Source organism: Winogradskyella forsetii, assembly GCF_013394595.1.
Taxonomy (GTDB): Bacteria; Bacteroidota; Bacteroidia; order Flavobacteriales; family Flavobacteriaceae; genus Winogradskyella; species Winogradskyella forsetii.
The window spans coordinates 337,479-354,638 of sequence record NZ_CP053348.1; the positions used below are offsets into that span (position 1 = coordinate 337,479).

The window sequence follows — 17,160 nt, forward strand, 5'->3', positions numbered from 1 at the left end:
GTAATTTAAATGTTATCTTCTTTCTTTGAGTTCTGCTTCAATCTGTAGTTCCATTTTCTTGTTGATTTCATAGAAAAATAATAGACCGACACCCATTAAAAAGGGTATGGCAGGATATATGCTTACTAATAACCGCGTGCCTTCAATAGCACTTTCGGGTTGTATCGTTGGGACGCCTTGTATTGCAGCTTCTTTTGTGATATAACCATATAATCCTAAAATCCAAGCCACAAGAGCACTACCAATGCTCAAACCGCCTTTTAGACCAACCATCATTGCCGAAAAAATAATAGCGGTTGCTCGTCTGTTAGTTTTCCATTCAGAAAAATCGGCAACATCTGCAATCATAGTCCATAATATAGGTGTGCTAATACCATAGAAAAACATATGTAATATTTGCGCTCCAAAAATGATACCTACTGCTTTTGGAGGATAGAAATAGAATGATATTATGAATAAGGTTGAAATAAATAAAGATGCCCCAAAAACATTACGTTTGCCGTATTTGTCCGCAAGCTTTTTTGAAAGTGCTATACCTAATAGCCCTACCAAAATTCCGCCACCATTAAAAACACCCAAGCCTAAGGATGTATCATTCTCAAAGGTAGGTAAGAAGCTTTTTAGTGGATTTAAAAAGGCGTTAAGACTTTCTTGATTTACATAGTTTTCAAAATAATATACATAAGAACCTCCCTTCATAGCTAAAGTTACAAAAATGAGCGTGGTAAGGGTGAGCATAATTATCCAAGGTTTGTTCTTGAATAAATCGCCTAAGTCTTCTTTAATACTTGATTTTTGTTCTGGTTTTGGTACAACGCGTTCTTTGGTAGTGAAAAACGTGATTAATAGCATAACTGTACCAATAATGGCCAGCCAAGTCATTACAGTTTCCATTCCAGCAGCTTTATTACCGTCGCCTGCTTTCAAAATTAAATCGTACATAAACACCTGAACGAAAAATTGTGCACCCATAACGGCTATAAATCGATAAGCCGAAAGACTATTTCGTTCTTTCATATCGCCCGTAATTACACCACTTAAAGCAGAGTATGGTAAATTGTTAGCAGCATACAATAAAAGCAAAAGGGTATAGGTAATAACGGCATAAATGACTTTTCCTTTGTACGAAAAATCAGGTGTGCTAAAGGCTAACATAGCAGCAACTCCTAGAGGAATTGCGGTCCATAAAATCCATGGTCTAAATTTTCCCCACTTACTAACCGTTCTATCTGCTATAACACCCATTAGTGGGTTAAATGCAAAAGCAGCAATTAGCCCAACAATTAAGGTGACGGCAGAAGCGTCGTTGGCTTTAAGTCCATAAATATCCGTATAAAAATAGGCTAAATAGGTAACTAACGTTTGGAAAACTAAATTTGCGGCAAGGTCTCCCAAGCTATATCCGATTTTTTCTTTTACGGATAATTTATGTGATTCTAAGCTCATGTAAGTACGAGTTAATTAGCAGGTTGTTTGTCAAATCTTTCTTTCAAAGCAATAATACTATCATAAGCCGCTTTGGGTTTTAAGTCTCTATCAAAAAGTAATGGATAGTTGGTTCTTCCTCTAATTGGAAAACCATTTAACCAAGATTGTCCATCACTTACGCCCCAAAAAGTGACTCTACTAATCTTGTCTTTGTGTTTAAGAAAGATGTTGAAAATGTCTTTGTACCTATTTGCTAATTTTACTTGAATAGAATCTGGTAACGATTCCTTATAAGGATTCATACCTTCACTGTTCTCAAAGTTTTGACTTATTTCTGCACCTTCTAAATCATAAGGATTTGGTAAAACGCTCACATCTAATTCTGTTATTGCGACTTTAACGCCAAGTTCCGAATAGTCCAAAATACTCTGTTCAATGTCTTCAAGAGAAGGTGAGTTTAAGTGCCAGTGACCTTGCATACCGATACCATCTACTTTAATTCCTTGATCTAAAATATTTTTTACCATTCTAATCGCACCTTTTCGTTTATCAACATTGGTCATGTTGTAATCGTTGTAATATAAATCTACATCAGGATCAATTTCTGCGGTCCATTTAAAGGCAGATGCTAAATAATCTTCGCCCATTTTTTTTAGAAAAATAGAGTTTCTTAAAGTGCCATCTTCATTTAAAGCTTCATTCACAACATCCCAAGAATCAATTTTTCCCTTGAAGTGTGTTGTGATATCTTTCACATGTTTTTCGGCAACATCAGCAAACTCTAAACTATCTTCTATAGTTCTGAACCATGGTGAGAGCTGACTATGCCATATCAGTGTGTGGCCATGAATAAACATATCGTATTTTTCGCCTAAAGCCACGAATTTATCTGCTATTTCAAAATTAAATGTGTCTCTTTTCGGATGCATGTGTACTGATTTCATCATGTTTTCAGCAGTAATGCTGTTAAACTCTTTACCAACAATGGCTGCCATGGTAGAGTCCGTTTCGTCAATTTGAAATCGGTTTACTGCGGTTCCTATATAAAATGCATCTTTATAAACATTTCTAAGGGTATTTGGCTGTGAAGGTGCCTCTTCAGTTTTTTTACAGCTAAATACAACTGTAAACATTACTAGGATTAGTAGGATTTGTTTTGATATTTTCATCATTATTTTTGTTTAGTTAATTTCATAATTAATCAATTTTTAAACTTGCAGGTGGCCCTAAATAGGTTTCCTTTAAATTACTTTTTTCAGTTTCTATAATGATTCGTTGCAGTACTAAACCTTCATCCACTCTATAATAGTTTAAGGTATGATTTCCTGGCTTGTCAATTTTAAATTCTGTAGTAACGATCTTTATATTATCTCCAACGTTGCTATGCCAATTTTTTGGAACTTTACCATTATAGTTGAAAATATTAGGATCCGAATCGTAATTAACTAGTGTTGGTGAGTCTTTATCAAACGATAAACCATAATACATGCCTTCCCTTGTTGAATAGTTAATGGTAGGCGAAAAGTACATATGCACTTTAACTGTTCCTGTATTTTGTAAATTAATATCGTAAGATAATTTTGGTGATTTTTTAGACAGTTCAACCCGGCCTTTGTCTATTGGTAATGAGATTACGGAAGCACCTGTTTTTCCTAAATTATCAACCACTTTCCATTGAAATGATTTCGGTGCATGTTTTTTAGAGAAATCCGCTGCATTTATGGCTATGTAACCATTATTTTCAACAAATCCCTCAACTTTTTTTGTTTCGAAATTATTTATTTTTAGATGAACAGGAATAGCTTTTCCATTACCAGATACAGTGACCATGGATGTATGGTTACCCTTTGGTGCTTTTTCCCAGTCGATGCTAATTTCAATGGTTTTTTGTTCTTCAATGCGACCTGAGGCTTCATTTATTATTATCCACTCATCCTTAGGTTCAACTGAATAGTCAAAGGTTTCTGTACCTCGATTAAATATTTCAATGCTATAGTTTTGGTTGTTCACTGGGTCAAAAACAGGAAGCATAGCATTGTCATTATCTCCAGACCACCATTCCTTCGAATTTTCTACAGACAAACCCATTTCTGCATTATCAGCTGGGTCAATTTTAAAAGTTTCTGGTATTTGATTAAATCTCGGTTCTTGCCAAATTTCATAACCAATATGTACCTGAGACATCATGTGGTTCCATTTGCCATCAGCCATATCGTTGTGATAAAAATTGGTTAACTCACGGTCTTTCATGAATAATTCGCGCACCTTATCGGCATATTTATTTGTTGCGGCTCTACCTTGTTGTGCATACAAATTATTTTTTGCTGCACTAACATAGAGTTCATTAAGGTTGGCACTTGCCAGAACGGGAAATAATACCAATTGATAATAAGCATCCTTGTAATTTCCGGGAAGTTCATCGTAGATTTTTTGTGCTTTTTCGGCTAAAGTATTATACTCTGAGACTACGGTATCGGCTTCGTTATAATTGGTTAAGCTATACGTTGAAGGGTCAATTAATTCATGTTTTCTTCGTGCATTGAACTTTGTGTAAGTTTTCATAATGTTAGCGATGGCTTCAGTTTCTATACCATCAAAAACTTCGTTAGCCCATTGCGTGTAGTAATTTTGTAAATTATCAGCGTTCCAAGCTTCAGGATTCCATGCATAATCCAAGAAAAATTGAATCGGAAATTCCATTGGCTTAATGTCTCCCACATTGACAATCCAAACTTGGTTAGCGCCATGCTCGTAAGCTAAATGCATTTGTTCCCAAGTGCGCTCAATTTGGTTGGTATTCAACCATTTATAGTTTCTTGGTCCGCCTACATAATCAAAGTGATAATAAATACCAAAACCACCTTCTCGAGGTTTAGCATCTAGACTTGGTAATTTTCTAATATTACCCCAATTATCATCACACAACAATAGGGTAACATCATCGGGTACTTCCATACCTTTATCGTAATAATCTTGTACTTCTTTGTATAGTGCCCAAATTTGAGGTGTTTCTTCAGCAGGTTTGCCTGTAACATCGGCTATAATTTTACGTTGGGCATCTATAACGCCCTCCAGTAATTCTATTGCTGTGCCTTCACTCATAGATTCATCGCCATCGCCACGCATTCCGATCGTAACTAGAGTTTCCTTATCTCCCATGCGCTCCAAACCGCCTTTCCAGAATTCTGTCAAGGCTTCGGTATTAGTTTCAAAATTCCATTCGCCACCACCATTATGAGACCACTCTTCGTGAGCGCGCGTAAGGGGTTCGTGATGTGATGTTCCCATCACAATGCCGTATTCATCTGCTAATATGCCATTTTGAGGATCGTCTTCATAAAACATTCTAGGTTGCCACATAGATGGCCAAATATAGTTGCCTTTCATCCTTAAGATGAGTTCAAAAACCTTATCATAAAATTCAGCATTGAATTTTCCATAATTTTCACCAACCCAACCTGTTAAAGCAGGTGCTTCGTCGTTAATAAAAATTCCTCTGTATTTTACTTTAGGCTCCCCTTTGGTGTGCACACCAGGAAGAACGTGTAATTCTGATTGCTTTTTAGCCGGAACATCTGCCCAGAAATGCCAAGGATGAACGCCTATTTGATTAGATAAATCATAAATACCATAGATGGTTCCTCTTTTGTCGCTACCTGCAATTACTAACGCTTTTTTAATGCCAGACATAGGGTTTTCTACAATTTGAGTGGTGAATTTTTCCCACTTCCCTTGAAGTTTTTTAGCATCAATTTTGCCAGATTTGGCTAACTGATCTATAATTGGGCTTTGGTCTAAAGTACCAATAATTACAACGTAGTCCTCATTTATGGAACTACTATTAAGAATGGATGTTTTAGTATCAGTAACATTTAAAAGATCATTTTGAAGATGGCCGACCACACGTTTTACACCTGCGAAATCATCATCGCTTACTAAAATGGAAGCAACATTGCCGTTAGAAGCTAAAGGGAAATTTTCTTTAGAAGCTTTTGTGGTAACGTACTTCTCGTTGGTTGTGGATTGGGCATTGGAAACAAGGAAAAATAAGCATAATATAAGTGTTGTTTTCAATGTGATTCTGTTAGTTGAGTATGTCATTCTTTAATGAAAAATAATTAGTTTTTATTATCTAATTTCCTGGTGCAAAAGGAAAACTTAACGATTGAAAATAGTCTAAAGTTTGAGTTGGTTTATCTACGCTTTCTGGCAATGGCATATTTGAATATTCTTGAAAATAGAGTAAGCAAGCATCTCGCCACCACTTGGCCTCTTTATATTGAATTTCTAATAGCATTTTAATGTTGTTATAGCGCTGCTCGTCAACGAATGGTTTCATGTTTTCCCAAGTTTCCATCATTTGTTTCACTTGGTCTACACCTTCTTGATATTTCAATGCCATATTGTTCCAAAGCGTTTTGCCGTTTTTCATTTTATAATCCCAAGCAACGTGATGAAACCATAATAAATCCTCATCTGAAATACGTTTTAAATCGTTGAATTTTTTTGCAACCTCTGGCGCATATTGTTCTGTGGCATGACTTCCCGTTGGTGTTCTATCAAACCCAACCCCTAGACTATCGGCTTTATGATAATAAACAGGATTCCATTCGGGTCTAGAGAGATTGGAAACCCAAGGTCCTGGACCATAGTGATGACCTGTAGCCATTATATGATGCAAGCCAAAAGGGGTCATATAATTTACGACAGCTTCTGTTGTTGTCATCATCATTTGCTTAACAGGCTCTATAAATCTTTTATCATTTGAAAAAGTACTCCGTAACCAATCCTCTGCAATATCTTCAGCACTCAAATAAGGGTTCCATGCGAGTCTGCCATAGCCATACCAATTGGCTTGTAGCATGGGATTTCCTGTCCAATTCACATCATTTCCGATATTACTAACACCAGCAATACCTGTTAATTTTTTGTCATGAAGTGAGCCATCTATAACTTTCGCCACTGTAGATCCTTTGCCTTTTCTATAGGTGTCCGAATTTAAAACCTCTTCGTATTGCTTAGGTAAGTAAATGGAATGCGTACTCTGACCTAAATACTCTTGAGTAATTTGAAACTCCATCATCAATGGGGTTTTAGGCATAGCACCGAACATAGGATGAAAGGGTTCGTGAGGTTGAAAATCTATAGGGCCATTTTTTACTTGAACGAGTACATTGTCCTTAAATTGACCATCGTAAGGCACAAATTCCGAATAGGCCTGTTTGGCTCTATCGGTTACATCGTGCTCAGAATACACAAATGCCCGCCACATCACAACACCATTGAAGGGCTCTAAGGCAGTTGCAAGCATGTTGGCGCCATCAACATGATTTCTGTCATAATTCTGTGGTCCTGGTTGGCCTTCAGAATTTGCTTTTACTAAATAACCGCCAAAATCAGGTATTCTTTCGTAAATTTCTTTTGTTTTTTCTGCCCACCATTGAATTACATCATTATTATAAGGATCTGCAGTTTCTAGTCCGCCAATTTCTATAGGTGCTGAAAAACGTGCAGTTAAATATACTTTAATACCATAGGGTCTAAAAACATTGGCCAAGGCTTCAACTTTATCTAAATATTGAGGTGTTAAAATTAAGGCGTTGGCGTTTACATTATTTAAGACCGTACCATTTATTCCAATAGACGCATTGGCTCTAGCATAATCGGTATAACGCGGATCCAAGTAATCGGGTAGGCGATGCCAATCCCAAATTGAGAAACCAGAATAACCGCGTTCAACGGTTCTATCCAAATTATCCCAATGGTTTAAGACTCTTATATCAATTTTAGGAGAATCTTTGATGTTTAGGGTCTTAATGGATTTTTGCGTTTGAATGTGTTTTAAAAAGTTGAAAACACCGTAAAGAACACCTAAATCTGTTTTGCCACTGATAACAATGTGATTTTTTTCTTTTAGGAATAATGATTTTATAATATAGCCTTCTTCATTAATTTCAGTAAAAGAATTTCCTAATTTCTGAAGAATGTCGTTACTTAAATTTGTTTTATTTCCAAAAATCAAAACACTATTTTTTGATGCGGATTTATAGTCAGAACCAAGCATACCATTAAGCCCTAACTCCAATTCTTTTAGCGCTATTTTAATGGTTTCAGAAGTGCCAAATGACATTAAATTACTAGTAGCGGCTTGATATTCAGACCTTAAATTTTCGTTCTTAATATAATCATATTGTAGCCACAATTTATAACCATCATTGGCAAATGATTTAAGACAAAATAAAAGCACAACAAATAAGACCAGTTTTTTAAGCATATTTTTATTTTGATTTATAGTTTAGAATCGGATATTTAGACATTTAGAATATGAACCACTCTTAAATACGTATTTCTCAATATATCACAAGAATAATTGCGAAGATAGTAAAAAATTCATAATTTGCAACCGATTGTGTTGCGCAAAAAAAATCAATTATCTTACAAAAAATTATTAGGTCTATTTTTTCATTAAATGAATGAATAATTTATTAAATATTAACTCTATGGGCAAATCATTCTTTCAACTTCTAGCGATTCTTATTTGTATTTTAAATCTAATTTCTTGTGATGAAAAATCAGAAAGTAAATTGGAAAGCCAACAACAAGAAGCGTCCTCTTTAAGTTTCGAATTCGCTTTTCAAAATCCTGGTTTGTCTATGGATGAAAGAGTAAATGATTTAATTTCAAGATTAACCCTTGAAGAAAAGATTGCTCAAATGGTTAACGGCACACCTGCGATTGAGCGCTTTAATATACCACCTTATGATTATTGGAATGAAGCTTTACATGGTGTTGGTAGAGGAGTGGCAGCAACTGTATTTCCTCAGGCTATTGGTTTAGGAGCTACATTTGATGAAGATTTAGCTTTTAGAGTGGCTTCTGCCATTTCAGATGAAGCACGAGCTATATACAATGCAACTTCAGAAAATGGGAATTATAACCAATATAATGGTTTAACGTTTTGGACACCGAACATCAATATTTTTAGAGATCCTCGTTGGGGACGAGGACAAGAAACCTATGGGGAAGATCCTTATTTAACAGCTGTTTTAGGAGCTTCATTTGTAAAAGGCTTACAAGGAGATAATCCTGAATTTTTAAAAACGGCTGCCTGTGCCAAACATTTTGCAGTTCATAGTGGACCAGAAAAGTTGAGACATGAATTTAATGCTGAAGTCAATCAAAAAGATTTATGGGAAACCTATCTTCCGGCATTCAAAGCTTTGGTAGATGTGGATGTAGAATCCATAATGTGTGCTTATAATAGTACAAATGGTGAGCCGTGTTGTGCTCATAACTATTTGATCAATGACGTTTTAAGAGATCAATGGGGATTTGAAGGTCATGTTTTAACTGATTGCTGGGCATTAGTTGATTTGTTCAACCAACCTGATGAAGGTGGCCACGGCCGCGTAAATACAGCGGCTGAAGCTGCAGCATTAGCAATAAAAACAGGTGTTAGTTTGAACTGTGGTGTCACCTATAATTCTTTAGGTGATTCAGTTAAAGAAGGTCTAATTACCGAAAAAGAAATAGATAATCAATTGGCAATTTTACTAAAAACAAGATTTAAATTAGGTTTATTTGATCCAAAAGGAAGCAATCCGTTTGACCATATTTCTTTCGATGTTGTTAATAGTGAATCGCATAGGGCTTTATCAAAAGAAGCGGCTCAAAAAAGCATTGTGCTCTTAAAGAATAATGGTATTTTACCTTTGAAAAATGATTTGTCTAAATATTTCGTTACTGGACCAAATGCAGCAAGTATAGAGATCCTTTTAGGGAATTACTATGGTGTAAATTCAGATATGGTAACCATTTTAGAAGGTATTAGTGCAGCTATAGAGCCAACAAGTCAGTTACAATATCGATTAGGTGCAATGCTTAACAAACCATCTATAAATCCTATAAATTATGCAACAGGACATGCAGGAAATAGTGATGTTACCATTTTGGTTTTAGGAGTGTCAAGTCAGATAGAAGGAGAAGAAGGGGATTCATTAGATTCAAATACAGCAGGTGATCGATTAGATTATAATCTGCCACAAAATCAAATTGAATATTTACGCGAATTAAGAGAAACAGCGGATAAAAATCCCAACGATAAAAAACCAATTATCACTATAATTACTGCAGGAAGCCCTATAAATCTTACCGAAGTAGAAGCATTGTCTGATGCCGTTTTATATGTTTGGTATCCTGGAGAAGAGGGTGGTACAGCCGTTTCAGATGTTCTTTTTGGAACTATTTCACCTTCAGGAAGATTGCCAATAACCTTCCCAAAATCTTTAGATCAGTTACCAGCTTTTGATGATTATGCCATGACCGGAAGAACTTATAAATATATGGATTTAGATCCGATGTATCCATTTGGTTTTGGTTTAAGTTATACTAATTTTACATATGGTACTATTGAAGCTAACGAAACTTCAATCTCTAAAAGTAGTACAGTTACTGTTAAGGTTACTGTAAATAATATTGGAGAGGTAAAATCCGATGAAGTGGTTCAAATGTATATTTCAGATGAAGAAGCATCAGTTACAGTGCCAAATTTTCAACTTATAAATACGAAACGTATCACTTTAGAGGCTGGCGCATCCCAAACTATAGAATTTCAATTGTTACCTAAGGATTTTGAAATTGTGCTAGATGATGGCTCTAGAGCTATCGAACCTGGAACTTTTAAAATCTATATTGGTGGTTCAAGCCCAATGAAAAGAAGCACAGAGCTTGGTGCACCAAAAATGTCTGAATTGCAAATTACAGTCAATTAATTACTTATTACAAATGAATAAATTACAAACCTTTACTATTGCTATACTTGTTACTTTATTTAGTACCATTACAAATGCTCAAGTGAAATTACCAAAACTGATTAGTGATGGTATAGTTCTGCAACGCAATGTTAAAATTCCTATATGGGGTTGGGCAAGTCCCAATGAAAAGGTAACGATTCAGTTTAAGGGTAAAACGTATAAAACCAAAGCATCTGCAGAAGGCAAATGGCAGGTAGAATTGAAAAAAATGAAAGCAGGAGGTCCTTATACTATGGTGATTTCTGCCAAAAATGAAATAGATGTAAAAGACATTTTAATAGGCGATGTCTGGTTATGTACAGGTCAATCGAATATGGTACATCAATTAGACATTCATGATGTACTTTATGAGAAAGAAATTGAAACAGCCAATAATCCAAGTATTCGTCATTTTAAAGTGCCAACAACACCCAATATTTCTGGACCACAAGACGATTTAACAGGAGGCGAATGGCAAAAAGCCATAGGCGATGAGGTTAGGCCTTTTTCCGCAGTAGCTTACTTTTTCGCAAAAAAGATTTATAAGAAATATCAAATACCAATAGGTTTAATAAACGCTAGTGTTGGTGGTACACCAATTGAAGCATGGATTCCAAAAGAAGGTTACAAGTCATATCCTGAAATCTTAAAAATTATAGAAGAAAATAAAGACACAGCCTTTGTAAATAGTCAAAAACAAAAACAACCTACTTCTTACAAGGAAGCAGTCAAAATTACGGATAAAGGCTTAATTGGTGAAAAGCCATGGTATGATATTAGTTTTGAACCAAAAAATTGGAGACGCATAAACATACCAGGTTATTGGGAGGACCAAGGGGCTAAAGATTTAAATGGTGTGGTTTGGTTTAGACGGGAAATTGATATTCCAAAGGCAATGGTTGGACAGAAAGCTAGAGTTTTTCTTGGGAGAATTGTAGATGCGGATCAACTATATATTAATGGTGTTATGGTTGGAGAGAAAACTTATCAATACCCTCAGCGACGATATAATGTGCCAGAAAACCTATTGAAAGCGGGGAAAAATGTATTTGTAGTGCGTGTTACCAATAATTACGGCAAAGGTGGTTTTGTGCCCGATAAGCCTTATTATATATTTACAGAAAAAGATACTGTAGATTTAAAAGGTTATTGGCAATATAAGGTTGGAGAGGTTTTTAAGCCCTTTGATTTTTCTGCGCTTTCAAATAGAAATTCAGATACGCCAAGACCTCGCAGAATCAATCCGCAAAACGAGCCAACCGCATTGTATAATGGAATGGTCGCACCATATAAGGAATTTCCTTTAAAAGGCATTCTTTGGTATCAAGGCGAAAGTAACGCTGGAAATCCAAAAGCTTATAAGGGTTACATGGAAGCATTGGTTTCAGGTTTGAGAAGTGTTTTTGATCAACCTGAAATTCCATTTATATATGCACAATTACCAAATTTTATGGATGTTTCTTATTTGCCAAGCGAGAGTAATTGGGCGGAGCTAAGGGAGTCACAATTAAATGCCCTTTCAATTCCAAACACAGCTATGACCGTAAATATTGAATTGGGAGAATGGAATGATATTCATCCAGATAATAAAAAGGATGTTGGTGAACGCATGGCACTTGCAGGTTTAAAGTTGGCCTACGATGAGAATCTCGTATACTCAGGGCCATTATTTAAAGATTATAAAATTGAATCGAATAAGGTAATTATATCATTTTCTAATACAGGTAGCGGTTTAATAACAAATGATGGAGCACCTTTAAGTGAATTTGCAATTGCAGGAGACGACAAAAATTTTGTTTGGGCTAAAGCCAAAATAGAAGGCGATAAGGTTGTTGTGTGGAGTGATGAGGTGCCCAATCCAAAATACGTGCGTTATGCTTGGGCAGATAATCCTGATAACCCAAATCTATATAACAAAGAAGGCTTGCCTGCTTCACCTTTTAGGATAGAAAATTAAAGAATAGATATTATGAAACCACTTTTTGTTTTGATGGCGATATGCAGTTTGTTTTACAGTCAAGATTTGTCAGCTCAGACCAATCAAAAAAACAGAGTTATTATTCTCTCTGATATTGAGGCAGACCCAGACGATACACAATCTTTTGTTCGTTTATTATTATATGCAAATCAAATAGATATTAAAGGATTGGTTGCCACAACATCTTGTTGGCATAGAAATAGCGTAGAACCTGAATCTATTGAGAAAATTATTCACGCATATGGCAAAGTGCAACCAAATCTTGAAAAACATGAAACTGGTTTTCCTTCAGAAAAAACATTGTTGTCTCTTGTGAAAAGTGGTCTACCAAAATATGGAATGTTAGGTGTAGGGAAAGGAAAGGATTCCGAGGGCTCTGACTGGATCATAAAAATGTTGGAAGAAGACGATGACCGTCCTCTGTGGATTTCAGTTTGGGGTGGTGCCAATACGCTGGCGCAATCACTTCATAAAATAAAGGCAACAAAGTCTGAAGCGGTCGCTAAAAAAATGATTTCAAAATTAAGAGTCTATACCATTTCAGACCAAGATGATAGTGGTATTTGGATTCGAAATAATTTCCCGGATTTATTTTATATCGTAAGTCCTGGCGACCATTACGCCACAGCAACTTGGACTGGTATTAATACATTTTTTGAAGGATTAAATAACGAAGTGATTAGCAACAAGTGGATCGCCGAAAATCTGCAGCAAAATCATGGTGCGCTCGGAGCTGCTTATCCTGATACGGCTTGGGGCGTAGAAGGCGATACACCAGCCTTTTTGTCTTTAATTCCTAATGGATTAAACAATTCTGAACATCCAGAATATGGTGGATGGGGAGGACGATACGAATTGTATAAACCTGATTTTTCTAAAACGACAAAAGGAAGTTCTATTGTTGAAATTGCGCCTGAGACTAGACACATCTGGACGAATGCTGATGATAATTATACACCATATATCTTCAGTAATTATGGCAGAGCAGTAAAAAAAGATACACTTACATTTAATGGTTATAAAATAACCTTAGCACGTTGGAGAGCGGAATTTCAAAATGATTTTGCTTCCAGAATGGATTGGTGTCTAAGTTCATATGCGCAAGCTAATCATCCGCCTATTCCAGTATTAAGTCATCCTGAATCCATCACTGTAAAATCTGGAGAAGGATTTGGATTGGATGCCAGTAAATCGACAGATCCTGATGGAGATAGCCTATCATTTTTATGGTTTCATTATCCTGAAGCAGGTTCGTATGAAGGAGAGGTAAAATTTCAACCAGAAAATGCACACGCAGTTTATATTACAGCACCTAAAGTTGAAAAAAAAGAAACACTTCATTTTATTCTAAAACTCACAGATAAGGGAACTCCAGCGATAACCAGATATAAAAGAATCATTTTGACCGTTTTGCCTAAATAAAATAATGTCTTGCCTCATCTAATTTTTCATTGAAGACTCACGAACAAGTACTTCAGTGTTTAAATAGGTAATTTGCTTAACAATTTCATTTTTCTTTTTAGAGCTTTTCAGATTTTTAAGAACAATTTCTGCCGAAGTTTGCCCCATTTTGAATGCGGGATGCGTAATGGTCGATAAATTAGGATCAATTATTTTAGATATAGGGTCATCATTGAAGCCTATTACAGCTAATTCTTGTGGTATTTTGAAGCCTAATTTTTTTGCGGTTTGTATAGTGCTTACACCTAAAATATCTCCTGGTGCAAATATACCATCTGGCGGATTTTTTAATTTCAACAATTTTTCACAAGCTTTTGTAGCTTGTTCATAAGTAATGGTGTTTACCCTAGCAATTAGTTCATCTTCTATGGGAAGATTATGATCCTTTAGAGCAGCTAAGTATCCTTGCTTTCGTTCGTAATAAATGCTAAATTCCTGTCCTGCTGTAATATGGGCTATACGTTTACAACCTTGAGAAATTAGATGTTTTGTGGCCTTATAGCCTGCGTCATAATTATCTATGACTACATGAAATGTATCAAAACTTTTTGGAACTCTATCTACAAAAACCAAAGCTGTATTATTATCAATAAATCTTTTAAAATGATCTGTGTTTTTGGTTTCCATAGCTAAAGAGCAAATGACACCGCTTACTCTATTATCATATAAAGACTGTGTCAAATTAACTTCTTCTTCATAGGAGTCATGTGATTGCATAATCAATACGGTATAACCTGCTTTTTGCGCTGCTACTTCAATTCCACTAATCAATGAAGAAAGGAATGGTTGCGTCACAGTAGGTAATAAAACACCAATGGTTTTCATTTTATTACCACGTAAGCTAGCTGCTAAGTTATTGGGGCGGTAGCCCATTTCTGATGCAGTTTTCTTTATCTTCTGGATTGTTTTTTTACTAATGGTATGGTGATCTTTTAAACCTCTAGAGATGGTCGAAGTTGCTAAGTTTAATTTTTTAGCAATGTCGTAAATAGTAACTTCAGTCGTTTTCTTCATTTACAAATTTTTGGAATGTATCAAAGATACAGTTTTTTAGTATTCATATTTAGTCTTGCGAAATTTCTTAAATATGTAATAATTTAGGGATAAAATGTAGTTTTTAATAAATAATCATTAAAATTGTGTGTGTTTTAATAATAATTTACGAACACCGACTAGAATTCAATTTATCATGTAATTTGACCAATTAACATTTAATCATAAAAAAAATGAAATTTGTAGAAAGTAAAGTAATTTCCTTATCAACATTATATCTTACTTTGATTATAGTTACTCTTTTTTTTTCGTGTAAAGAAAAGGATGCAAATGCAATTGGTTCTAATGAAGCAATAATTTCAAATGAAAATACTTTTGAGTTTACCAACGAATTAATCAAAGAAACCAGCCCTTACTTATTAGAGCATGCGCATAACCCTGTTAACTGGAAACCTTGGGGTGATAGCGCTTTTGAACAGGCTAAAACTAACAACAAACTAATAGTGCTAAGTATTGGTTACTCCTCCTGTCATTGGTGTCACGTGATGGAGCAAGAATCTTTTGAGGATAAGAGAATTGCCCAGTTGATGAATGAGAATTTTGTTAGCATAAAGGTAGATAGGGAAGAACGACCAGATATAGATATTGTTTATCAAACCGCTTTAGAATTGGTTTCAGGCTCAGGTGGCTGGCCTCTTAACGTCATTGCTTTACCTGATGGTAAACCTGTTTATTTGGGAACTTATCATGACAAAAACAGTTGGCAGTCAGTATTGAAAAAATTCAGTTTTGAGTATAAAAATAATCCAGAAAATTTGGAGGAATATGCCTTAATGCTTACCAAAGGCATTCAAAATGTCAATGAGAATTCAGTAGGTAGCACTATTAAATCGGTAAATAAACGCTTACTTGATGCTAGTGTAATAGAGCTGTCTGAAATTTGGGATAACGAATGGGGAGGAAATTTGGGAAATCAAAAGTTTGTAATGCCAAGCGAATTGAATTTTTTAATAGATTATATGGTAATTACAAATGATTCTAGAGTTAAAAAACACATTAAGAAGACACTGGATAAAATTCAATTAGGAGGAATTCATGATCAAATAGGCGGAGGCTTTTTTAGATACAGTACAGATGCCAATTGGACAGTTCCTCATTTTGAGAAAATGCTTTATGACAATGCTCAAATTTTAAGCCTGTACTCTAAAGCTTACCGTGTTTTTAAGAATCCGGCTTATAAAAATGTAATTCAAAAAACTCTTAATTTTTTGAGTACTGAGATGAAGGATGATCATGGGGGTTACATTAGTGCTATAGATGCTGATATTGAAGGTGAAGAAGGGAAGTATTACCTTTGGAAAATTGATGAGCTAAAGAATCTTTTAAACGAAGATTTTGAGCTGTTTTCAAAGTTTTATACAATTGACAACAATGGACGCAAATCAGAACAAAAATATCTTCCAACAAGAAACAGGTCTCTTAAAGAATTCGCAAAAAATAATTCGCTTTCTACAGCAAAATTACAAATGAAGATTTCTAATTGGAACCATCTACTTAGTGAGGCTAGAAAAAATAGAATGACTCCAAAGAAAGATGATAAAATTATTACGTCATGGAATGCGCTTTTAGTTCAAGGTTTTGTAGATGCTTATTTGGCTTTAGGGAATAAGGAAGATTTAGAAAAAGCTAAAAACACTTTCAGTTTTTTAATAAAAACGTGCTATAAAGATCATACTTTAGCACATACTTTTAAAGAGAAAAGTAAGTTGACAGATGTTTTTTTGGAAGACTATGCGTTTATGATTCAGAGTGCCCTGTCATTATATAAAGTAACTTTTGACACTTATTATTTAAACATAGCCCAAGAGTTAAGTCAGAAGGTTTTGGTTAACTACAATTTAGAGAAATCAGGGTTGTTTAAATATAGTACTTCAAATGAGTTAATCAGCAAAATTATTAGAACAGATGACGGTGTAATGCCATCGGCAAATGCAATAATGGCAAAAAACCTATTGGAACTTGGACATATTAATTATGATACTTCTCTATTAGAAAAATCTAGTACAATGGCATCTTTAGTAGGCTCTAAATTTTTACAGAGTCCTCAAAATTTTGGAAATTGGGGTGTTTTATACCTTAATGATTTATATCCTTATTTCGAAGTTGTTGTTGTAGGTGACAATGCAAAGCCCTTAGTCAACAAATTAAATTCGTACTATATGCCAAATATGATGCTTTTAGGTTCAAGTGAAAAAAGTGATTTACCATTATTGACAAATAGGTATGTAGAGGGGGAAACCTATATTTACCTTTGCCAGGATAATACCTGTAAAATGCCATTTCAAACTATTGATAATGTGCTGACTCAATTTAGAGATTTAGGATATTTTGGAATAGAGTAATTGTGTTCAGAACAAAATTCTTCAGAGTCTGTTTTTTACGTGTTCATAAATTAAGAAATCTTTATTAAATTTGAACAACCGGTTGTAATGGTTTAAATAATTGTTG

The 17,160-nt window shown here is 35.0% G+C and carries 9 protein-coding genes; 4 read left to right on the plus strand and 5 right to left on the minus strand.

The features are described from left to right. Positions 1 to 12: 12 nt before the first annotated feature. Genes HM987_RS01490 through HM987_RS01505 form a run of 4 tightly spaced genes read right to left on the minus strand, consistent with a single transcriptional unit; the run spans position 13 to position 7,702 of the window. On the minus strand, positions 13 to 1,446 hold the full coding sequence (locus HM987_RS01490) for an MFS transporter (RefSeq protein ID WP_179004579.1): 1,434 nt from the start codon (positions 1,444 to 1,446) through the stop codon (positions 13 to 15). Positions 1,447 to 1,457: 11 nt separating this feature from the next. Further along, positions 1,458 to 2,600 (minus strand): endo-1,4-beta-xylanase, encoded by a 1,143-nt coding sequence (locus tag HM987_RS01495; protein WP_229724555.1) that lies wholly within the window; start codon positions 2,598 to 2,600, stop codon positions 1,458 to 1,460. Positions 2,601 to 2,625: 25 nt separating this feature from the next. Then, a complete protein-coding gene (locus HM987_RS01500) occupies positions 2,626 to 5,529 on the minus strand; it encodes a glycosyl hydrolase 115 family protein (protein WP_179004581.1) in 2,904 nt (967 codons plus the stop codon). Between the two features lie 31 nt (positions 5,530 to 5,560). After that, positions 5,561 to 7,702 carry an alpha-glucuronidase family glycosyl hydrolase gene (locus HM987_RS01505; protein ID WP_179004583.1) on the minus strand — a complete coding sequence of 714 codons (2,142 nt, stop codon included), beginning with the start codon at positions 7,700 to 7,702 and terminating at the stop codon, positions 5,561 to 5,563. A gap of 226 nt (positions 7,703 to 7,928) precedes the next feature. Here HM987_RS01505 and HM987_RS01510 point away from each other — a divergent pair, with 226 nt between their 5' ends. The 3 genes from HM987_RS01510 to HM987_RS01520 are packed head-to-tail and all read left to right on the plus strand — an operon-like array spanning position 7,929 to position 13,620. Continuing rightward, entirely contained in the window at positions 7,929 to 10,199 is a 2,271-nt protein-coding gene (locus HM987_RS01510; protein WP_179004585.1) for a glycoside hydrolase family 3 C-terminal domain-containing protein, read from the plus strand. A gap of 13 nt (positions 10,200 to 10,212) precedes the next feature. Further along, entirely contained in the window at positions 10,213 to 12,177 is a 1,965-nt protein-coding gene (locus tag HM987_RS01515) for a sialate O-acetylesterase (protein ID WP_179004587.1), read from the plus strand. Positions 12,178 to 12,189: 12 nt separating this feature from the next. After that, positions 12,190 to 13,620, plus strand: a complete 1,431-nt coding sequence (locus HM987_RS01520) for a DUF1593 domain-containing protein (RefSeq protein ID WP_179004589.1) — start codon at positions 12,190 to 12,192, stop codon at positions 13,618 to 13,620. Between the two features lie 18 nt (positions 13,621 to 13,638). Here the strand turns inward: HM987_RS01520 and HM987_RS01525 are convergent, their stop codons facing one another. Beyond that, entirely contained in the window at positions 13,639 to 14,673 is a 1,035-nt protein-coding gene (locus HM987_RS01525; RefSeq protein ID WP_179004591.1) for a LacI family DNA-binding transcriptional regulator, read from the minus strand. Between the two features lie 212 nt (positions 14,674 to 14,885). On the opposite strand from HM987_RS01525, the gene HM987_RS01530 reads away from it, so the two are divergent. Then, complete coding sequence (locus tag HM987_RS01530; RefSeq protein ID WP_179004593.1) at positions 14,886 to 17,054, plus strand: thioredoxin domain-containing protein; 2,169 nt, start codon at positions 14,886 to 14,888, stop codon at positions 17,052 to 17,054. The last annotated feature ends 106 nt before the right edge of the window (positions 17,055 to 17,160 follow it).

Coding starts and splice junctions, on each gene's coding strand:
- HM987_RS01490 (WP_179004579.1), bottom strand. CDS start 1,446: ATGAGCTTAGAATCACATAAATTATCCGTAAAAGAAAAAATCGGATAT.
- HM987_RS01495 (WP_229724555.1), bottom strand. CDS start 2,600: ATGATGAAAATATCAAAACAAATCCTACTAATCCTAGTAATGTTTACA.
- HM987_RS01500 (WP_179004581.1), bottom strand. CDS start 5,529: ATGACATACTCAACTAACAGAATCACATTGAAAACAACACTTATATTA.
- HM987_RS01505 (WP_179004583.1), bottom strand. CDS start 7,702: ATGCTTAAAAAACTGGTCTTATTTGTTGTGCTTTTATTTTGTCTTAAA.
- HM987_RS01510 (WP_179004585.1), top strand. CDS start 7,929: ATGGGCAAATCATTCTTTCAACTTCTAGCGATTCTTATTTGTATTTTA.
- HM987_RS01515 (WP_179004587.1), top strand. CDS start 10,213: ATGAATAAATTACAAACCTTTACTATTGCTATACTTGTTACTTTATTT.
- HM987_RS01520 (WP_179004589.1), top strand. CDS start 12,190: ATGAAACCACTTTTTGTTTTGATGGCGATATGCAGTTTGTTTTACAGT.
- HM987_RS01525 (WP_179004591.1), bottom strand. CDS start 14,673: ATGAAGAAAACGACTGAAGTTACTATTTACGACATTGCTAAAAAATTA.
- HM987_RS01530 (WP_179004593.1), top strand. CDS start 14,886: ATGAAATTTGTAGAAAGTAAAGTAATTTCCTTATCAACATTATATCTT.